Source organism: Streptomyces sp. NPDC088400 (genome assembly GCF_044753355.1).
Lineage (GTDB): Bacteria > Actinomycetota > Actinomycetes > Streptomycetales > Streptomycetaceae > Streptomyces.
In genome coordinates this window covers 63,909-83,660 of the sequence record NZ_JBIVMZ010000004.1, presented here as the reverse complement: position 1 = coordinate 83,660, position 19,752 = coordinate 63,909, and the positions used below count along the sequence as shown (strand labels likewise).

Below are 19,752 nucleotides of genomic sequence, written 5' to 3'. Positions count from 1 at the left end.
GGCCCGTTGGAAGCGGGCAACGCCCGAGAGACACGGGCAAAGGCAAGGAGACACCTGTGACGACTGCGCCCAGTGGTGGATCAAGTGCGGCCCCCGTGCGCGGCCGATCGACCCGCCAGCGTGCCGCCGTGGCGGCCGCGCTCGACGAGGTGGACGAGTTCCGTAGCGCGCAGGAGCTCCACGACATGCTCAAGCACCGCGGTGACTCGGTGGGCCTGACCACGGTCTACCGCACCCTGCAGACTCTCGCCGACGCGGGTGAGGTCGACGTCCTGCGGACGAACGACGGCGAGTCCGTCTACCGGCGCTGCTCGACCGGCGAACACCACCACCATCTGGTGTGCCGCGTCTGTGGGAAGGCCGTCGAGGTCGAGGGACCCGCGGTGGAGCAGTGGGCGGAGACGATCGCCACGCAGCACGGCTATGTGAACGTGGCGCACACGGTGGAGATCTTCGGCACGTGCGAGTCGTGCGCGGCGAGGGCCGAGAAGAATTAGGGCCTGTCCGGCCGATCTTCGCCGGACAGGCCCCCGCGGCGCCGTACGGGCTGAGCGTGAGCCCGTACGGCGCCGAGGGCACCGATCAGGCCTGCTGAGCCTCCGCGTTCCCCTCTTCCCCCTCGTTGGGCAGCTCTTCCCCCACGTTGGGCAGCGCCCCGCCGAAGCGCCGGTCCCTGGACGCGTACTCCAGGCAGGCCCGCCACAGGTCCCGGCGGTCGAAGTCCGGCCACAGCACGTCCTGGAAGACCATCTCCGCGTAACTGCTCTGCCAGATCAGGTAGTTGGACGTGCGCTGTTCACCACTGGGGCGCAGGAACAGGTCCACGTCCGGCATGTCCGGGTAGTACAGGTACTTGGCGAACGTCTTCTCGTTGACCTTGGACGGGTCGAGCTTGCCGGACGCCACATCGGCCGCGAGCGCCTGTGCGGCGTCCGCGATCTCGGCGCGGCCACCGTAGTTGACGCAGAAGTAGAGCGTCATGGCGTCGTTGTCCTTGGTCTGCTCCTGAGCGACCTGGAGCTCCTGGACGACCGACTTCCACATCTTGGGCATCCGGCCGACCCAGCGGATCCGGATTCCCAGCTCGTCCATCTCGTCGCGGCGGCGGCGGATGACATCGCGGTTGAAGTTCATCAGGAAGCGCACTTCGTCTGGTGTGCGCTTCCAGTTCTCGGTGGAGAAGGCGTACAGGGAGAGGTTCTTGACGCCCATCTCCAGACAGCCCTTGAGCACATCGAGGACCACGCCCTCGCCCACCTTGTGACCCTCGGTGCGCGGCAGCCCGCGCTCCTTGGCCCAACGGCCGTTCCCGTCCATGACACACGCCACATGCTTCGGCACGAGCTCGGCGGGGATCTTCGGCGGAACGGCACCGGACGGGTGCGGTTCCGGGGTCTTGTACTCGCGGCGGGAACGTCCCAGGATTCCGCGTCGTGCCATGCGCTCTTGTCTCCTAATTCTTCTCTACATACCTGAGCGAGCGCAGCCCGCGCTCCAGATGCCAGTGCAGATAGGCGGACACCAGCCCGCTGCCCTCCCTGACGTGCCGCGCCTCGCACGCGTCAGCGGTCTCCCAGTCGCCGGTCAGCAGCGCGCTGAGCAGCTGGACGGCCTCCGCAGAGGGTACGACGCTGCCGGGCACCCGGCAGTCACCGCAGACCACTCCACCCGACCCGACCGAAAAGAAGCGGTTGGGGCCGTGAAGTCCGCATTTGGCACAGTCGTCGAAGCTCGGCGCGTAGCCGTTGACGGCAAGGGAACGCAGCAGAAAGGCGTCCAGGATCAGATGGGGGGCGTGCTCTCCGCGGGCGAGCGTGCGCAGCCCGCCGACGAGGAGCAGGTACTGCTGGACGGCCGGCTCGCCCTCATGGTCGGTGAAGCGCTCGGCGGTCTCCAGCATGGCGGTGCCCGCGGTGTAGCGGGCGTAGTCGGCGACGATGCCGCCACCGTACGGAGCGATGGTCTCGCTCTGGGTGCACAGCGGCAGTCCGCGCCCGATGAGTTCGCTGCCGCGCGCGAAGAACTGCACGTCGACATGCGAGAACGGTTCCAGCCGCGCCCCGAACTTGGACTTGGTCCGTCGTACTCCCCGGGCGACGGCGCGGACACGGCCATGGCCGCGGGTCAGAAGCGTGATGATGCGGTCGGCCTCACCGAGCTTCTGGGTGCGCAGCACGATGCCGTCGTCCCGGAACAGACTCATGGACTTCATTGTCCCGCATGGCTGCGGGCCGCATCGCACAGCCCTTTCGCGGCCCTTCGCGGCCCTTTCGCGGCCCCTTCGCGGCCCTTTCAGGTTCCTTCAGGTTCCTTCAGCGGGGCTTCAGGTTCGGTTCGGCAGTGTTGTGGTTGTCGGAAGGCGCACGGAGCCCCCGGCGAAAGCACCTGGCAGGACCTCAACCATCTGGAGGATCGCCCTCATGAAGGCCACCATCAAGCGCACGTTCAGCAACCGCCGCCGCGTCACCGCCGCCGCCGTCGCGGCCGCCGCGCTGCTCGGCACCGTGGGCGCCACCGCCGCCTTCGCGGACGGGTCCGACGACGGCGGCCGGGACGTGAGCTCGTCGGTGCGGCTCTCGGAGAACCGCGAACTGGATGACACGGCCAAGGACCTGGCGCTGGTGAAGGCCGCCAAGATCGGTGAGAGCGAGGCGGCGAGCGCGGCGTCGAAGGCCGTCCCCGGCACGGTCACTTCGGCCGAACTGGACGATGCGGACCGCGACGGCTCGGTGATCTGGGAGGTCGACGTCCTCGGCAAGGACGGAAAGAACCACGACGTGACGGTCGACGCCGGAAACGGCGAGGTGCTGCGGCAGCACGTCGACAGCGACGACGACACCGCCCAGGACCGGGCGCTGGTGAAGGCCGACCGGATCGGCCAGGACGGCGCCACGCACCAGGCTCTTCAGGCCGTCCCCGGGACCGTCACCTCGGTCGAACTGGACGACAGGGACAGCGGTTCGGTGGTCTGGGGGATAGACGTCCTCGGCAAGGACCGCAAGAGCCACGACGTGACCGTGGACGCCGGCAGCGGCAAGGTCCTCAACCAGCATGTCGACCACGACGACCACGGTGACAACGGCGACGGCAACAGCGACGACGACGGTGACGACAGCTGACGTCCTCTCCACCACCCCCCACACGGCGTCCCGCCCCACCCTCACGGGGGGGGCGGGACGCCGGACGCGTAAGACCGACCGGCAATTGAGGGGCGGCGTCGCGACCTCAGGACGGCGTGCCCGACGCCGCCAGCAGCAGCCTCTCCGTGTCGTCCGAGCACAGCCGCAGCGCGCCGCCGACGATGCTGAGCACCTCGCGCTCCGCCGGGCTGTACGGCCCGTCGGCCACGGCGATCCTGGCGCCCTGCAACAGGATCGACTCCCGCCCCGCCGGGGCCAGATGAGGGGCCAGCGGCTCCAGCGCCTCGTGCAGCTCGATGGCGAGCGCCGCGCCGCACGGGCCCGGTTCGGCGATGAACCGGCCGGTGTCGGCGGCCAGCGCCTCGACCAGGTCCGTCAGCCGGTCCTCCGTGCAGTCCTCGAATCCGGCCGACCGGACGATGGCGACAGCGGTCTCCCGGACCGTACGGGAAGAGATGCCACCGGCCGCGAGGACGGCGAGCGCGACCGTATGGACCGCGTCACGCAGCATCGCCGAGAAGCGGACCGTGGTGGGGTGGTCGAGGACATCCATGCCGAAGTGGGCGTGGCAGGCCGCGCATTCGGCGACGGGCCCGGCGAGTCCGCGCGAGAGCAGTGGGACGCCGAGCACGGTGAAGCGCCGACGGCCGGTGCGACGACGGTAGTTGCGGTCGCCCCCGCAGTCGGGGCAGAAGAACTCCCCGTCGCCGACGGTGTTCCACGACGTATGAGTGCCGCAGATGCGCACTTTTCGGCCGCTTGATCCTTGAGCTGGCAGCACGTCGCGCACCTCCGTAACGCTCCGGCAACATTGCCGCGTTGACGTGATGTTAGCCACATCACGCGGGTGCCGTCAGCACCACGGCGTGAGCTCGCCACGACATGGCCGAACCCCGCCCACCGGATCCGGCGGACGGGGTTCGTGAAATCTCGGCTCAGCGGGTCGCGCGGTTCACCGCGGAGATGACCGCTTTGAGCGACGCGCGGGTCGTGTTCGGGTCGATTCCGATGCCCCACAGCACCTTTCCGTCGACCGCGCACTCGATGTACGAAGCGGCCTGCGCGCTCGCGCCCTCGCTCATGGTGTGCTCCTGGTAGTCCAGCAGCCGGGCGTCCACCCCGACCGTGGCCAGGGCCTCGAAGAAGGCCGAAATCGGACCGTTGCCGGTACCGGTCAGTACGGTCTCCGTACCGTCCACGACGGCCTGGACGGTGAGCGTGTCCTTGCCGTCCGTGTCCGTCGTGGTCTGACCGGAGCGCAGCTGCACCCGGCCCCAGGAATTGTCCGGGTTGGGCAGGTACTCGTCCTGGAAGACCGACCAGATCTGGGCCGGCGTGACCTCGCCGCCCTCGGCGTCGGTCTTGGCCTGAATGATCCGGGAGAACTCGATCTGCATCCGGCGCGGCAGGTCCAGCTTGTGGTCGTTGTTCAGGACGTACGCGATACCGCCCTTGCCGGACTGCGAGTTGACCCGGATGACCGCCTCGTACGAACGGCCCACGTCCTTCGGGTCGATCGGCAGGTACGGCACGGCCCACTCGATCTCGTCGACCGACTTGCCCTGCGCGGCGGCGTCGGCCTCGCGCGCGTCGAAGCCCTTCTTGATGGCGTCCTGGTGGGAGCCGGAGAAGGAGGTGTAGACCAGATCGCCCGCGTAGGGGTGGCGCGGGTGGATCTCCATCTGATTGCAGTACTCGCTCGTACGACGGACCTCGTCGATCTGCGAGAAGTCGATCTGCGGGTCGACACCCTGCGAGAAGAGGTTCATGCCCAGTGTCACCAGGTCGACATTGCCGGTGCGCTCGCCCTGCCCGAACAGGCAGCCCTCGATACGGTCGGCACCGGCCATGATCGCCAGCTCGGCGGCGGCGACGGCCGTACCGCGGTCGTTGTGCGGGTGCACGGACAGACAGACGTGCTCGCGGCGGGACAGGTTGCGGGACATCCACTCGAACCGGTCCGCGTGCGTGGACGGCGTCGAACGCTCCACGGTGGCGGGCAGGTTGAGAATGATCTCGCGGCCGGCCTCGGGCTGCCAGACGTCCATGACGGCCTCGCAGACCTCCAGGGCGAAGTCCAGCTCGGTGTCGGTGAAGATCTCCGGGCTGTACTGGTAGCCGAAGCTGGTCTCGGGGCCCAGGATCTTCTCCGCGTACTCCATCACCAGCCGCGTACCGTCCACCGCGATCTGCTTGACCTGCTCCTTCGTGCCGCGGAAGACGACACGCCGGAAGGTGGGGGCGGTGGCGTTGTAGAGGTGGACCGTCGCGCGGTTGGCGCCCTTCAGCGCCTCGATCGTGCGCTCGATCAGCTCCTCGCGCGCCTGGGTCAGGACGGAGATCGTCACGTCGTCGGGGATCGCGCCCTCTTCGATGATCGACCGTACGAACGCGAAGTCGGTCTCGCCGGAGGCCGGGAAGCCGACCTCGATCTCCTTGTAGCCCATGCGCACCAGCAGGTCGAACATCTCGCGCTTGCGGGCCGGTGACATGGGATCGATCAGCGCCTGGTTGCCGTCGCGCAGATCGGTGGAGAGCCAGCGGGGCGCGGTGGTGATCCGGTTGTCGGGCCAGGTGCGGTCCGCGATGTCCACGGCTTCGTAGCTGCCGTATTTGTGGATCGGCATCCCGGAGGGCTTCTGGGTGTGGGTCGCGGTGGTGATGGGGGTGGGGCGACCGACAGAAGAATCAGACATTGCGTGGGGCTCCTCGTGTTCCGCTGAATACGGCCGACGGGGCGGGACTACCGCAACACCAGACTCCGCGGGGAGGGGGTCGGCCTACGACTACAGGCCCTCGCCGCGGCAGCTAAGGAGAAGCAGCCCGAAACGCATGATGCGTAGCAGCGTAACCGAGTCGTACCGAGCGCGCGGATCCGTATCAGCATGCGGAATCGGCGAGGTATTCGTGGAACGCCAACAGATCACTCCATTTCAGGAATTCCGGCCGCATTCAGTGACAGCGCGATGACGGACTGCCACCGTTTTTCCATGGACGCCATCAACTCCGTTTTCTGCACCATCGTGCCGCCCCATGTTCTCGACAAGCTCGCGCAGGCCGAGAACCCGGCCCTGTCCGAGTCCGCCCGCCGCACCCTGGAGGCGGACGCCGCCCGGCGCACCCGCCGTCAGCTGGTCATGGCCCGGACGGCCGCCGCGCCGGGCGACGAGCGCGCGGAGGAGGCCACGGGAAAGCCCCGCCGCACCATTCACGACTGCGAGCACCGCACCGCCCTGCCGGGCACGAAGGTCCGCGACGAGGGCGGGGATCCCGGCCAGGACGCGACCGTCAACCGCGCGTACAGCGGACTCGGCGCCACCTTCGAGCTGCTGCTGACGGCATACGGCCGCGATTCCCTCGACGGCGCCGGGCTGCCGCTGATCGCGAGCGTCCACTACGACAAGAAGTACGGGAACGCGTTCTGGGACGGCGAGCAGATGGTCTTCGGGGACGGTGACGGCGAGATCTTCCTCGACTTCACGCTCCCGGTCGATGTGATCGGGCATGAGCTGGCCCACGGCCTCACCCAGTACACGGCCAACCTCAGCTACTACGGCCAGCCGGGCGCCCTGAACGAGTCCGTGTCGGACGTCTTCGGCTCGATGGTCAAGCAGTACACCCTCGACCAGACCGCCGATCAGGCCGACTGGCTGATCGGCGCGGGTCTGCTCGCCCCGGGTGTCACCGGGGTCGCCCTGCGCTCCATGAAGGCGCCGGGCACGGCGTACGACGACGATGTCCTCGGCAAGGACCCGCAGCCGGCGACCATGGACGACTTCGTCCGTACGGGCCGTGACAACGGCGGGGTGCACATCAACTCGGGCATCCCCAACCACGCGTTCTACCTGCTCGCCACCCAGCTCGGCGGCAAGTCCTGGGAGAAGGCGGGGCAGATCTGGTTCGACGTGCTGACCGGCGGTGAGCTGGCGATCGACGCGAGCTTCGCGGACTTCGCCAAGCTGACGGTCAAGGCGGCGCGGGCCCGGTTCGGGGACGGTGCGGAGCTGGAGGCCGTGACCAAGGCGTGGTCGACGGTCGGGGTCCCGACGGCATGACAAGCGGGACGGGTAGTGCTCCCGCCCTTACGCCGCAGGCCGTCACGGACTAGACAGGAACCCATGCTCATCCAGGTACGGCGCACCGGCGGTTTCGCGGGCATCGAGCGCGGGGCCGAGGTCGACACCTCGGCCCTGCCCGATGCCCCTGTGTGGCATGAGCTGGCGGAGAGGGCCCTGGCCGACGGCCAGGGCCCCCGGCCGACAGGGGTGCGGGACGGCTTCTCGTACGAGATCACCGTCGACGGCCGTACGCTCCACTGCGCGGATCCACGGCTGTCCGAGGCGCAGCGCGCGCTGATCTCCCGTGTCCTGAAGGAGGGAGCCTAGGCACACAGACCGGAGGAGAAGCGGAGAAGCTCAGAAACCGAGCTTCCGCAGCTGCTTCGGGTCCCGCTGCCAGTCCTTGGCGACCTTGACGTGCAGGTCGAGGAAGACCGGTGTGCCCAGGAGCGCCTCGATGTGCTTGCGGGACTTCGTCCCGACCTCCTTGAGCCGCTTGCCCTTCGGGCCGATGATGATGCCCTTCTGGCTGGGCCGCTCGATATAGACGTTGGCGTGGATGTCGAGCAGCGGCTTGTCGGCCGGGCGGTCCTCGCGCGGGAGCATCTCCTCGACCACGACCGCGATCGAGTGCGGCAGTTCGTCCCGTACGCCTTCCAGCGCGGCCTCACGGATCAGCTCGGCCACCATGACCTGCTCGGGCTCGTCGGTGAGGTCGCCCTCCGGGTAGAGCGGGGGGCTCTCCGGGAGCAGCGGGACCAGCAGGTCCGCGAGCAGCCCGACCTGCTGGTCACCGACCGCCGAGACCGGGACGATCTCCGCCCATTCCAGGCCCAGTTCCTTGCCGAGCTGGTCGATCGCGATCAGCTGCTCGGCGAGCGCCTTGGAGTCGACGAGGTCGGTCTTGGTGACGACGGCGACCTTCGGCGTCTTCTTGATCGTGGCCAGTTCCTTGGCGATGAACCGGTCGCCGGGGCCGAGCTTCTGGTCGGCGGGCAGGCAGAAGCCGATCACATCGACCTCGGCCCAGGTGGTCCGTACGACGTCGTTCAGACGCTCACCGAGCAGCGTGCGCGGCTTGTGGAGACCCGGGGTGTCCACCAGGATCAGCTGCGCCTCGGGCCGGTGCACGATGCCGCGCACGGTGTGCCGGGTGGTCTGCGGCCGGTTGGAGGTGATGGCCACCTTCTGGCCGACCAGAGCGTTCGTGAGGGTGGACTTGCCCGCGTTGGGGCGACCGACGAAGCAGGCGAAGCCGGCCCGGTGGGGGGCTTCGGCTGTCTCGGGAAGGGAGGTACGAGCGCTCATGGCGCCCATTCTCCCCGATCGTTCACCCCCCGCCGACCAGACGGGTCCCCGGTGTCCGCCGTCAGCCGGCCGTGACGGTCACCCGGAGCGCGCCGTCGGGGCCCGCCACCAGGACCGAGGTCTGTGCCCCGCCCAGATCGCGCACGGCGGCACGGTCCTCGTCCGACACGCTCTCCGCGTCGGTGACGACGGCTGCCGCCTCCAGTGAGGTGGCGCCGCTGGCCACGGCCATCGCGACCGCCGTGCGCAGCGCGCTGAGCTTGAGGGAGTCCAGCTCGACGGTGCCCGCGACGTACGTACGCCCGGTCTCGTCCCGTACCGCAGCGCCCTCCGGTACGCCATTACGGGCGCGGGCGCTGCGGGCCAGAGTGATGATCTTGCGGTCCTCGGGATCGAGGCCGGTGCCGGGGTCGGTGCTCTGTGTCATGTGCCGAGCATATTCAGCAGGCAGGGAAGCACCACGGACGGCCCCGGGACGCCGGACTCCGGCCCGGCGGGAGCCCGGAGCGCGGTCGGCGCCCCGATGCGCACGTGCTGCTCCTTGCCCCGCCTCCGCCGGGCCAGGGCAGGTCCGTCTACGGCCGGTCGAGGCGGAGTCGCTCCGCCTTCGGCAGGCCCGCCGCCACCAGGTCGTACGAGTCCTCGATCAGCTCCCGCACCATTCGCGCGGGCAGCGGGCCGACCGTTACCGTGTTCCAGTGGCGCTTGTTGAGGTGCCAGCCGGGGACGATCTCCGGGTGGGCCTCCCGCAGTCGGACCGCCTCGTCGGGGTCGCATTTCAGGGAGACCTTCAGGGGCTTCTCCTCCAGCGCGCAGATCGCGAAGATCTTCGCCCCGACCCGGAAGACCGTGACGCCGGGGCTGCGGGGGAACGGGATGTCCTCGGACGTCCCGTTGAGCCCCAGGCAGCAGGCCCGCAGTTGCGCCGGTGTCATACGGTCCTCAGCTCCGCCGGTGTCATACCGCCCTCGGCCCCGCCGGAGTCATGAGGCCGTCGCCTCCTCGCGCACCGGTTCCGCGAGGACCGTAACGATCTTGTTCCGGCGGCCGGCCGGGGACTCGGCCGTCAGGCGCAGGTGCCGGCCGTCGGGCAGCTCGACCTCGGCGGTGGCTCCGGCGATCGGGACCCTGCCCAGGGCCTTCGCCAGCAGGCCGCCGACCGTTTCCACGTCCTCGTCGTCGTACTCGTCGAGCCCGAACAGTTCCCCGAGGTCGCCGATGTCCAGGCGGGCCGTGACCCGGTAGGAGCCGTCGCCGAGTTCCTCGACGGGGGGCAGTTCACGGTCGTACTCGTCGGTGATCTCGCCGACGATCTCCTCCAGGATGTCCTCGATCGTGACGATGCCGGCCGTGCCGCCGTACTCGTCGATGACGACCGCCACATGGCTGCGCTCCTGCTGCATCTCGCGCAGCAGGTCGCCCGCGTTCTTCGTGTCGGGCACGAAGGCGGCCGGGCGCATCGCCGTGGAGACCAGCTCGGACTCGGAGCCCCGGTTGATGTGGGTCTTCCTGACCAGGTCCTTGAGGTAGACGATGCCGACGATGTCGTCCTCGTTCTCACCGGTCACCGGGATCCGGGAGAAGCCCGAGCGCAGGGCCAGCGTGAGCGCCTGACGGATCGTCTTGTAGCGCTCGATGCAGACCAGGTCCGTGCGCGGGACCATCACTTCCCGTACGAGGGTGTCGCCCAGCTCGAAGACGGAATGCACCATCCGGCGCTCGTCGTCCTCGATCAGGGACTCCTGCTCGGCGAGGTCGACCATCGCCCGCAGCTCGGCCTCGCTGGCGAACGGTCCCTTGCGGAACCCCTTGCCGGGCGTGAGGGCGTTGCCCAGGAGGATCAGCAGCTGCGGGATCGGGCCCATGATCCGGGCGAGCGGCAGCAGGACGTACGCCGAGGCCGTCGCCGTGTTCAGCGGGTGCTGGCGGCCGATGGTCCGGGGGGAGACGCCCACCGCGACGTAGGAGACGAGGACCATCACACCGATCGCGACGACCAGCGCCGCCCAGGTCTGCCGGAACTCCTCCAGGCAGACATACGTCACCAGCACCCCGGCCGCCATCTCGCAGGCGACCCGCACCAGCAGCGCCACATTCAGATAGCGCGTCGGGTCGGTGGCGATCCGCTCCAGCTTGGCCGCGCCCCGGCGCCCGGACCGTACGGCCTCGGCCGCCCGGAAACTGGTGACCCGGGCCAGGCCCGCCTCGGCGCACGCCGCCAGCCACGCCACCACGACCAGGGCGACGGCGCCGACGATCAGTTGCCCGGTCACGAGACGGTCGGCGCGGGCGACGGGCCCGTGAGCCCCTGCTCGGTCCGCCAGCCGTCCACGATCGCCGCCTGAAGGCCGAACATCTCGGCCTTCTCGTCCGGCACCTCGTGGTCGTACCCGAGGAGGTGCAGCACACCGTGGACGGTGAGGAGCTGGAGCTCCTCGTCCATGGTGTGCTGCGTCGGTGCTTCCTCGCCCTGCTTCTTCGCGACCTCCGGGCAGAGCACGATGTCACCGAGGAGTCCCTGCGGGGGCTCCTCATCGTCCTTGACCGGCGGACGCAGCTCGTCCATCGGGAAGGACATGACATCCGTCGGACCCGGCAGGTCCATCCACTGGATGTGCAGCTGCTCCATGGCGGCTTCGTCCACCACGATCACCGAGAGCTCGGAGAGCGGGTGGATACGCATCCGGGTGAGCGCGTAGCGGGCGACATCGAGAATCGCCTGCTCGTCGACCTCGGTCCCTGACTCGTTGTTGACGTCGATCGACATGGTGCGCTCTTGCTCTCCTGCTCTCGGTTCAGCGGCTCGGCCCGGTGACCGTCAGGTCCCGTTCCGGCTGTCGTACTGCTCGTACGCGTCGACGATACGGCCGACCAGCTTGTGCCGTACGACATCCTGCGACGTCAGCCGCGAGAAGTGCACGTCGTCCAGGCCTTCCAGGATGTCCTGGACCTGGCGCAGACCGCTCTTCGTGCCGCCCGGGAGGTCGACCTGGGTGATGTCGCCCGTGATGACGATCTTCGACTCGAAGCCGAGCCGCGTCAGGAACATCTTCATCTGCTCGGGGCTGGTGTTCTGCGCCTCGTCCAGAATGATGAAGGCGTCGTTGAGCGTCCGGCCACGCATGTACGCCAGGGGCGCGACCTCGATCGTGCCTGCCGCCATCAGCCGGGGGATCGAGTCGGGGTCGAGCATGTCGTGCAACGCGTCATAGAGCGGCCGCAGATACGGGTCGATCTTCTCGTAGAGCGTGCCCGGCAGGAAGCCGAGCCGCTCGCCGGCCTCGACGGCGGGCCTGGTCAGGATGATCCGGTTGACCTGCTTGGACTGGAGCGCCTGGACCGCCTTGGCCATGGCGAGATACGTCTTGCCCGTGCCGGCGGGGCCGATGCCGAAGACGATCGTGTGCTTGTCGATCGCGTCGACATATCGCTTCTGGTTGAGGGTCTTGGGGCGGATCGTCCGGCCCCGGCTGGACAGAATGTTCTGGGTGAGCACATCGGCGGGCGTCTCGGGGCCGTCCGCTCCGCCGTCCTCGCTCGCCCTGAGCATGGCGATCGAACGTTCCACTGCGTCCTCCGTCATCGGCTGACCGGTGCGGAGCACCAGCATCATCTCGTCGAACAGGCGCTGGACCAGCGCGACATCCGCCGCGCTGCCGGTCGCACTGATCTCGTTTCCCCGGACATGGATGTCTGCGGCCGGGAACGCCTTTTCGATCACGCGGAGCAGGGAGTCCCCCGAACCCAGGACCGTGACCATGGGGTGCTTGGCGGGAACGGTGAACCGGGCACGTGCCTGCCCCGGTGCGGGGGTCTTGGCTGTAGGTGTCTGAGTCATGGGCCGGCGCTGTGGCCTGCGCATACCTCCCGTTGCAGGGTTCTCGCTGCTCGACAACCTCTGGGCTACCAGCCTACGGCTCCCCACTGACAAGGCCCTAGAGCTTTTCTCTGCGCCGTCGCACAGATTTGCGGACGGCGACCACGGGAGGCGTACCTCGGTGTCACGGGAGGCGTACCCCGTATCAGGCGCCCCAGCTGTGCGCCCGTACGGCCCGCGCAGTACGCCCGGTACACCCGCGCCTCACCCCGAGCGACCGAAACCGATCGTCGGTACGGCCCTGCGCAGCGGCCACGGCCGCGTCGGCGCGGGCAGCAGCTCCTCCAGGAAGGCGTAGCGCCGCAGCGCCGCCGGGTCCTGGTCGGAGCAGGCGCGTACGTAACTCCACCAGGCCGCGACCTCCGCCCAGCCCGGCGCGGAGAGCGATCCGCCGAACTCCTGTACGGAGAGCGCGGCCGTCAGCCCGGCGAAGGCCAGCCGGTCGGCGAGCGGCCAGCCCGCGAGCGTACCGGTGACGAAACCGGCCACGAAGACATCGCCCGCGCCCGTCGGATCGAGGGCCTCCACCGCGATCGCCGGAACCTCGGCGGTCTCGCCGGTGGTGCCGTCCACGGCATATGCGCCCTCCGCGCCCAGCGTGACGACGGCGACCGGCACCCGCTCGGCGAGCAGCTGCGCGGCGGCCCGTGGGCAGTCGGTACGGGTGTAGCGCATCGCCTCCTCGGCGTTGGGCAGGAAGGCCTCGCAGTGCTCCAGATCGGCCAGTCCCGACAGGTCCCAGCGGCCGGTGTCGTCCCAGCCGACGTCGGCGAAGATCCGTGCCCCGTGGCGGGTGGCATGGGCGATCCACTCGTCGCGGCGGCCGGGCGTGAGCGCGGCGACGGCGGCACGCGCGCGTGGCGGGCACTCCGGCAGGGCGCCTTCGGGCGGCGGGGCCTCGTGGCCGTGCGAGACCATGGTCCGTTCGCCCTCGTACGCCATGGAGACGGTGACGGGCGAGTGCCAGCCTGCGACCGTACGGGACCGGGACAGGTCGATGCCCTCGCCGTGCTCCAGCGCGTCCCAGCAGTACTCGCCGTAGTGGTCGTCGCCGAAGGCGGCGGAGAGCGAGGTGCGCAGTCCGAGGCGGGCCAGCGCGGTGGCCATGTTGGCGATGCCGCCGGGGCTCGACCCCATGCCCCGGGCCCAGGACTCGGTGCCGCGTACGGGCGCGCTGGCGAGGCCGGTGAAGATGATGTCGAGGAAGACCGTGCCCGTGAGATAGACATCGCACTCCGGGTCGTCCGGTGCGCGCAGGGCGCTCAGCGGATCGACATGGGCGGTGTGGTCGTACGTGTCTCCGTTGGATGTGATCACGGCGGACTCCCCGATCGCGTGCAGATCCGGACAGTCTGCACGATCGGACACGGCGCGGCGGACACGCGCGAGGTCCGCCCCACTGTCCCCGCCCCGCCCCGTCACCGCCGCCCCGTCCCGTCGCCGCCGGTCCCTCTCGCTGTCCCCGGTGTCCCGGGGATGGGCCGCGGGGACCGGCCTCAGGGAGACCGTTTGGGCAGCGGCACTCGTACGAGGTCGGCGGCGACCGTCAGTTCGCCCTCGAAGCCGGCCGCGCGGGCCTGGCGCTCGAACTCGTCCGGATCGCCGTACCGCTGCGAGAAGTGCGTCAGCACCAGATGCCGTACGTCCGCCTCCCGCGCCACGCGCGCCGCCTGGCCCGCGGTGAGGTGACCGTGGTCGGTGGCCAGCCGCTCGTCCTCGTCCAGGAAGGTCGACTCGATGACGAGCATGTCGCAGCCCTCGGCCAGCGCGTGCACGCCGTCGCAGAGCCGGGTGTCCATGACGAACGCGAACCGCTGGCCCCGGCGCGTCTCGCTGACCTCGTCCAGTGTGACGCCGTTCAGCACGCCCTCGCGCTGGAGCCGGCCGACGTCCGGGCCCGCGATGCCGTGCGCGGCCAGCCGCGCGGGCAGCATCCGGTGCCCGTCGGGCTCGGTGAGGCGGTAGCCGTACGACTCGACGGGGTGCGAGAGCTTGTGCGCGTCCAGGGTGTACGCGCCGGTCCGCGCGAGGACGCCGTCGCCGGTCACCGGCGCCTCGGTCAGCGCGACGGACTCGCGGTAGGCCGTCGCGTACCGCAGTCGCTCGAAGAAGCGCTGCCCGCTCGCCGGGTAGTGCGCGGTGACCGGGTGCGGCACCTGGTCGAGGTTGATGCGCTGGATGACCCCGGCCAGCCCCAGCGAGTGATCGCCGTGGAAGTGCGTGACACAGATCCGGTTGATGTCGTGCGCGGCGACCCCGGCGCGCAGCATCTGGCGCTGGGTGCCCTCGCCGGGATCGAAGAGCAGGCCCTCGCCGTCCCAGCGCAGCAGATAGCCGTTGTGGTTGCGATGGCGCGTGGGCACCTGGCTGGCGGTGCCGAGCACCACCAGTTCCCGTACGGACAAGGCGCTTATCCGGGAGGCCAGTTGAGGCCGCGACCGCCCAGGACGTGGGCGTGCGCGTGGAAGACGGTCTGGCCGGCGCCCGCGCCGGTGTTGAACACGATGCGGTAGCCGGTGCCGTCGGCCTTCTCCTGGGCGGCGACCGCGGCGGCCTCACGCAGCACGTCGGCGGCGATCTGCGGCTCGGCGGCGGCGAGGGAGCCGGCGTCCGCGTAGTGCACGCGCGGGATGACCAGGACATGGGTCGGGGCCTGCGGATTGATGTCCTGGAAGGCGACGGTGGTGTCGGTCTCGCGTACGAGGGTGGCCGGCACGTCCCCCGAGACGATCTTGCAGAACAGGCAGTCGGCCTGTGGTTCTCCCGCCATGGTCCTGGCCTCCTCGACGCTGCTGGTGATCAGTTCGGTACGGTCGCATGGTATCCGGGCCGGTGGCCGCTGTCCGTTGAGGGCGTCACCTGCCCGCCGAGGGCATCGCCGCGGCGCTCCCCGGGGCCGGGCGGTCAGGACCAGCGGCCCGTGCGGCCCAGCAGCAGGGCCGTCGCCGCCGTACCCGCGGTGGAGGTGCGCAGCACGCTGCGGCCGAGGCGGTACGGCTTCGCGCCCGCCGCCTCGAAGACCGCCAACTCCTCCGGGGACACGCCCCCTTCGGGGCCCACGACCAGCACGATCCGGCCCTCGGCGGGGAGCGGCGCGGTGGCCAGCGGTTCGCTGCCCTCCTCGTGCAGTACGGCCGCGAAGTCGGCGTCCGCGAGCAGCGCGGCGACCTGTTTGGCCGACAGCGCGTCCATGACCTCGGGGAAGCGGAGCCGGCGCGACTGCTTGCCCGCCTCCCGGGCCGTGGCCCGCCATTTGGCCAGGGACTTGGCGCCCCGGTCGCCCTTCCACTGGGTGACGCAGCGCGCGGCCTGCCACGGCACGATCGCGTCGACACCGGTCTCGGTCATCGTCTCGACGGCCAACTCCCCGCGGTCGCCCTTGGGGAGGGCCTGGACGACGGTGATCCGGGGCGAGGGCTCCTCCTCGGTCCGCACCTCCGTGACCTCGACGTCCAGCCGGTCCTTGCCCTCGACGGCCGCGACCGTTCCGTACGCGCCGGTGCCCGCGCCGTCCGTCAGCACGACCTCCTCGCCGACGCGCAACCTCCGTACGGAGACGGCGTGCCGACCTTCGGGGCCGTCGAGCGTGACCGTCCCCACCGCCAGGGCGCCGGGTCCGCCGTCTCCTACGACGAAGACCGGAGCGGTCACGAGGCGCTGCCGAGGCCCGGCATGAACGACGCCCGGGTCGCGTCGAGTTCGCCCGCGAGGACCTCGACCAGCCGGCCGGCCGGCAGGTCGCGCGCCATCCGGTGGCCCTGTCCCGCCCAGAGCGCCATGCCCTGCGCGTCCCCCACCTTGGCCGCGGCCTTGCGCAGTCCGGAGGTGAGGTGGTGGACCTCGGGGTAGGCGGGCGGGGCGTACGGGCCGTGCTCGCGCATGAAGCGGTTGACGAGGCCGCGGGCGGGGCGGCCCGAGAAGGCCCGGGTCAGTTCGGTCCGTACGAACAGCGGGTTGGTCATGGCCTGCTTGTGCAGCGCGTTCGCCCCGGACTCGGGGCACACCAGGAACGCCGTACCGAGCTGTGCCGCGTCCGCGCCCGCCGCGAGCACCGCCGCGATCTGCCCGCCGCGCATCAGCCCGCCGGCGGCGATGACCGGGATCTGCACGGTCTCCCTGACCTGGGACACCAGCGAGAGCAGCCCGATGCCCGCACCGTCGGTGGCCGGGTCGTCGCGGTGCGTGCCCTGGTGTCCGCCGGCCTCGATGCCCTGTACGCACACCGCGTCGGCGCCGGACCACTGAGCGGTCTGGGCCTCCTCGGGGGTGGTCACCGTGACCACGGTGAAGGTACCGGCGTGGGCGAACGCGTCGAGAACCGTCCGGGTCGGACAGCCGAAGGTGAAGGAGACCACCGGCACCGGGTCGTCGAGCAGTATGGCCAGCTTGGCCTCGTAGCCGTCGTCCCGTCCGGCCTGGGGGTCGCCGAGCGGTGTCTCGTACCAGGTGGCCTCACCGGCGAGCTGGTTCCGGTAGACCTCGACGGCCGCGTTGTCGGCGTAGTGAGGCTGCGGCATGAAGAGATTGATGCCGAACGGCCGGCCGGTGAGCCCGCGCAGCTGTTTGACCTCTTCGTACATGCCGTCCGCGGTCTTGTATCCGGCGGCGAGGAACCCGAGACCCCCGGCCTCGGAGACGGCAGCGGCCAGCAGAGGGCAGGAAGCGCCGCCCGCCATGGGGGCCTGCACGATCGGATACCGGCAAAGATCGGTCAGTGCGGAGGACATGGAGGCATCGTGCCATGTCCTCGGTGAGAGGTCCGAATCGGTGCCACGTATGGCATGCGCCGGGGAACACGGCGTGCGCGAGGCGACACGCACGGGCATCTGGGTGGCTGATTCCCGCCCCCTGGACGCCCGGCTCGCACGCGTCTGCCTCACGCGCGGGCCGCCGACCATCGACGGCGGCCCACGATCGGTCGATCGGTCGAACGACTTCGTCCAACTACGAGCGGCCCAGGGCCTGTCCGGCGGATCTTCCCGGGCCCGCGACGCCTGGCACCGCACCTCGCCGCGTTGTCGGAGTCGTCCACGTACATCCAGTACGCGGACGATCCTCCGCCTTGCGATGCACGGCACCAGACGCCACGGGCTGATCCGCGAAGATCCGCCGGACAGGCCCTACCGCCCGTTGAACGCGTCCTTCAACCGCGAGAACAGACCCTGCTGCCCCGGCTGGAACTGCCCCGTGGGCCGTTCCTCACCACGCAGCTTCGCCAGCTCCCGCAGCAGCCTCTCCTGCTCCGGATCCAGCTTCGACGGCGTCATCACCTCGACGTGCACGATCAGGTCGCCCCGGCCGCCACCGCGCAGATGCGTGATGCCACGCCCGTGCAGCGGGATCGACTGCCCCGACTGCGTACCCGGCCGTACGTCGATCTCCTCCACCCCGTCCAGCGTCTCCAGCGGGCACTTCGTGCCCAGTGAGGCCGCCGTCATCGGAATGGTCACCGTGCAGTGCAGATCGTCGCCGCGCCGCTGGAAGGTGCTGTGCTGCACCTCGTGGATCTCGACGTACAGGTCACCGGCGGGACCGCCGCCGGGGCCGACCTCGCCCTCGCCCGCGAGCTGGATGCGGGTGCCGTTGTCGACGCCCGCGGGGATCTTGACCGTGAGCGTACGACGCGACCGGATGCGACCGTCGCCCGCGCACTCGGGGCACGGCGTCGGTACGACCGTGCCGAAGCCCTGGCACTGCGGGCACGGCCGCGAGGTCATGACCTGGCCCAGGAAGGACCGGGTGACCTGCGAGACCTCGCCACGGCCGCGGCACATGTCGCAGGTCTGCGCCGAGGTGCCGGGAGCGGCACCCTCGCCCGAACAGGTCGTACAGACAACGGCCGTGTCGACCTGGATGTCCTTGGTCGTGCCGAAGGCCGCCTCGTTGAGGTCGATCTCCAGCCGGATCATCGCGTCCTGGCCGCGCCGCGTCCGCGACCGCGGGCCGCGCTGCGACGCCGTACCGAAGAACGCGTCCATGATGTCGGAGAAGTTGCCGAAGCCGCCGGCGCCGAAGCCACCCGCGCCGCCTCCGCCCCCGGCTCCGGAGAGCGGGTCTCCGCCGAGGTCGTAGACCTGTTTCTTCTGCGGGTCCGACAACACCTCGTAGGCGGCGTTGATCTCCTTGAAGCGCTCTTGCGTCTTCGGATCGGGATTCACATCCGGATGCAGCTCGCGCGCGAGCCGCCGGAATGCCTTCTTGATCTCATCCTGGGATGCGTCGCGGCGCACGCCGAGTACGGCGTAGTAGTCCGTGGCCACTTACGACTCCGCCAGGATCTGTCCGACGTAACGTGCCACTGCGCGTACCGCTCCCATCGTTCCGGGGTAGTCCATGCGGGTCGGTCCGACCACGCCGAGTTTGGCGACTGCCTCGTCTCCCGAACCGTAGCCGACCGCGACGACGGACGTGGAGTTGAGTCCCTCATGGGCGTTCTCGTGCCCGATTCGTACGGTCATGCCCGGGTCCTTGGCCTCACCGAGCAGCTTGAGGAGCACCACATGCTCCTCAAGTGCCTCCAGCACCGGCCGGATGGTCAGAGGGAAATCGTGTCCGAAGCGGGTGATGTTGGCGGTACCGCCGATCATCAGCCGCTCCTCGGTCTCCTCGACCAGGGTTTCGAGCAGGGTCGCGAGGACCGCTGTCACGGTCCCCCGGTCCTCCTGCTCGAAGGAATCGGGAAGGTCCTGCACCAGCGGCGGGACGTCCGCGAAACGGCGTCCCACGATCCGGCTGTTGAGCCGGGCCCGGAGATCCGCGAGCGAGGTCTCGCCGAACGGCGCGGGACAGTCGATCATCCTTTGCTCGACCCGTCCCGTGTCCGTGATCAACACGAGCATCAGCCGGGCGGGGGCGAGCGCCAGCAACTCCACATGCCGCACCGTCGAGCGGGTCAGCGAGGGGTACTGGACGACCGCGACCTGCCGGGTGAGCTGCGCGAGCAGCCGGACCGTACGGCCCACGACATCGTCGAGGTCGACGGCGCCGTCCAGGAAATTCTGGATGGCGCGGCGCTCCGGCGGCGACAGGGGCTTGACCCCGGCCAGCCGGTCGACGAAGAGCCGGTAGCCCTTGTCGGTCGGGATGCGCCCGGCGCTGGTGTGCGGCTGGGCGATGAAGCCCTCGTCCTCCAGCACCGCCATGTCGTTGCGGACGGTGGCCGGGGAGACACCGAGCTTGTGCCGCTCGGTGAGCGCCTTGGAGCCGACGGGCTCCTCGGTGCCGACGTAGTCCTGGACGATCGCGCGCAGCACCTCGAGTCTGCGTTCGCTGAGCATCGCGCACACCTCCAGCTGTCGTCGTCGGTCCCGGTCCGGCCCTTGCTCTGGCACTCGCGCGCGGTGAGTGCCAGTACTTCCACCGGCCAGTG

At 70.0% G+C, this 19,752-nt stretch carries 21 protein-coding genes; 4 read left to right on the top strand and 17 right to left on the bottom strand.

Going from position 1 to position 19,752, the window contains the following annotated elements; all coding sequences use genetic code 11:
• Positions 1-56: 56 nt before the first annotated feature.
• Positions 57-497, top strand: a complete 441-nt coding sequence (locus ACIQD6_RS11660) for a Fur family transcriptional regulator (protein ID WP_401880932.1) — start codon at positions 57-59, stop codon at positions 495-497.
• A gap of 85 nt (positions 498-582) precedes the next feature.
• Here ACIQD6_RS11660 and ACIQD6_RS11655 read toward each other — a convergent pair whose 3' ends face one another.
• Both ACIQD6_RS11655 and recO read right to left on the bottom strand, forming a co-directional pair.
• A complete protein-coding gene (locus ACIQD6_RS11655; protein ID WP_401880930.1) occupies positions 583-1,440 on the bottom strand; it encodes an isoprenyl transferase in 858 nt (285 codons plus the stop codon).
• Between the two features lie 13 nt (positions 1,441-1,453).
• Complete coding sequence (recO, locus tag ACIQD6_RS11650) at positions 1,454-2,203, bottom strand: DNA repair protein RecO (RefSeq protein ID WP_401880928.1); 750 nt, start codon at positions 2,201-2,203, stop codon at positions 1,454-1,456.
• A 217-nt stretch (positions 2,204-2,420) separates the two neighbouring features.
• On the opposite strand from recO, the gene ACIQD6_RS11645 reads away from it, so the two are divergent.
• Positions 2,421-3,119: a PepSY domain-containing protein gene (locus ACIQD6_RS11645; RefSeq protein WP_401880927.1), complete on the top strand. Its 699-nt coding sequence runs from the start codon at positions 2,421-2,423 to the stop codon at positions 3,117-3,119.
• Positions 3,120-3,225: 106 nt separating this feature from the next.
• Here the strand turns inward: ACIQD6_RS11645 and ACIQD6_RS11640 are convergent, their stop codons facing one another.
• Positions 3,226-3,921: a TerB family tellurite resistance protein gene (locus ACIQD6_RS11640; RefSeq protein WP_401880926.1), complete on the bottom strand. Its 696-nt coding sequence runs from the start codon at positions 3,919-3,921 to the stop codon at positions 3,226-3,228.
• Positions 3,922-4,075: 154 nt separating this feature from the next.
• Positions 4,076-5,836 (bottom strand): 2-isopropylmalate synthase, encoded by a 1,761-nt coding sequence (gene leuA / locus ACIQD6_RS11635; RefSeq protein ID WP_401880925.1) that lies wholly within the window; start codon positions 5,834-5,836, stop codon positions 4,076-4,078.
• Positions 5,837-6,130: 294 nt separating this feature from the next.
• On the opposite strand from leuA, the gene ACIQD6_RS11630 reads away from it, so the two are divergent.
• Together ACIQD6_RS11630 and ACIQD6_RS11625 are read left to right on the top strand one after the other, a co-directional pair.
• Complete coding sequence (locus ACIQD6_RS11630; protein WP_401880924.1) at positions 6,131-7,195, top strand: M4 family metallopeptidase; 1,065 nt, start codon at positions 6,131-6,133, stop codon at positions 7,193-7,195.
• Between the two features lie 63 nt (positions 7,196-7,258).
• Positions 7,259-7,525 carry a protealysin inhibitor emfourin gene (locus tag ACIQD6_RS11625; RefSeq protein ID WP_401880923.1) on the top strand — a complete coding sequence of 89 codons (267 nt, stop codon included), beginning with the start codon at positions 7,259-7,261 and terminating at the stop codon, positions 7,523-7,525.
• 30 nt (positions 7,526-7,555) lie between these two features.
• Here the strand turns inward: ACIQD6_RS11625 and era are convergent, their stop codons facing one another.
• From era to hrcA, 13 genes are all read right to left on the bottom strand, one after another.
• A complete protein-coding gene (gene era / locus ACIQD6_RS11620; protein WP_401880922.1) occupies positions 7,556-8,506 on the bottom strand; it encodes a GTPase Era in 951 nt (316 codons plus the stop codon).
• A 61-nt stretch (positions 8,507-8,567) separates the two neighbouring features.
• Positions 8,568-8,933, bottom strand: a complete 366-nt coding sequence (locus ACIQD6_RS11615) for a cytidine deaminase (RefSeq protein WP_401880921.1) — start codon at positions 8,931-8,933, stop codon at positions 8,568-8,570.
• 148 nt (positions 8,934-9,081) lie between these two features.
• Complete coding sequence (locus ACIQD6_RS11610; RefSeq protein ID WP_401880920.1) at positions 9,082-9,441, bottom strand: MmcQ/YjbR family DNA-binding protein; 360 nt, start codon at positions 9,439-9,441, stop codon at positions 9,082-9,084.
• Positions 9,442-9,489: 48 nt separating this feature from the next.
• Positions 9,490-10,779 carry a hemolysin family protein gene (locus ACIQD6_RS11605; protein WP_401880919.1) on the bottom strand — a complete coding sequence of 430 codons (1,290 nt, stop codon included), beginning with the start codon at positions 10,777-10,779 and terminating at the stop codon, positions 9,490-9,492.
• Positions 10,776-11,273 (bottom strand): rRNA maturation RNase YbeY, encoded by a 498-nt coding sequence (gene ybeY, locus ACIQD6_RS11600; protein ID WP_401880918.1) that lies wholly within the window; start codon positions 11,271-11,273, stop codon positions 10,776-10,778. Before ybeY ends, ACIQD6_RS11605 begins: the two co-directional genes overlap by 4 nt.
• A 51-nt stretch (positions 11,274-11,324) precedes the next feature.
• Positions 11,325-12,344, bottom strand: coding sequence for a PhoH family protein (locus tag ACIQD6_RS11595; RefSeq protein WP_401880917.1), 1,020 nt, complete (start codon positions 12,342-12,344; stop codon positions 11,325-11,327).
• 243 nt (positions 12,345-12,587) lie between these two features.
• The gene (locus tag ACIQD6_RS11590) at positions 12,588-13,700 is read right to left on the bottom strand and encodes a carbohydrate kinase family protein (protein ID WP_401880916.1); all 1,113 of its coding nucleotides are present in this window, start codon (positions 13,698-13,700) and stop codon (positions 12,588-12,590) included.
• 179 nt (positions 13,701-13,879) lie between these two features.
• A complete protein-coding gene (locus ACIQD6_RS11585; RefSeq protein WP_401880915.1) occupies positions 13,880-14,788 on the bottom strand; it encodes a ribonuclease Z in 909 nt (302 codons plus the stop codon).
• Positions 14,789-14,793: 5 nt separating this feature from the next.
• Entirely contained in the window at positions 14,794-15,153 is a 360-nt protein-coding gene (locus ACIQD6_RS11580) for a histidine triad nucleotide-binding protein (protein ID WP_401880914.1), read from the bottom strand.
• 134 nt (positions 15,154-15,287) lie between these two features.
• Entirely contained in the window at positions 15,288-16,034 is a 747-nt protein-coding gene (locus ACIQD6_RS11575; RefSeq protein WP_401880913.1) for a 16S rRNA (uracil(1498)-N(3))-methyltransferase, read from the bottom strand.
• On the bottom strand, positions 16,031-17,110 hold the full coding sequence (locus ACIQD6_RS11570; RefSeq protein WP_401880912.1) for a nitronate monooxygenase: 1,080 nt from the start codon (positions 17,108-17,110) through the stop codon (positions 16,031-16,033). The genes ACIQD6_RS11575 and ACIQD6_RS11570 overlap by 4 nt, the downstream gene beginning before the upstream one ends.
• A gap of 393 nt (positions 17,111-17,503) precedes the next feature.
• Positions 17,504-18,643, bottom strand: coding sequence for a molecular chaperone DnaJ (dnaJ, locus tag ACIQD6_RS11565; RefSeq protein WP_401880911.1), 1,140 nt, complete (start codon positions 18,641-18,643; stop codon positions 17,504-17,506).
• A complete protein-coding gene (gene hrcA, locus ACIQD6_RS11560; RefSeq protein WP_401880910.1) occupies positions 18,644-19,660 on the bottom strand; it encodes a heat-inducible transcriptional repressor HrcA in 1,017 nt (338 codons plus the stop codon).
• Positions 19,661-19,752 lie beyond the last annotated feature (92 nt).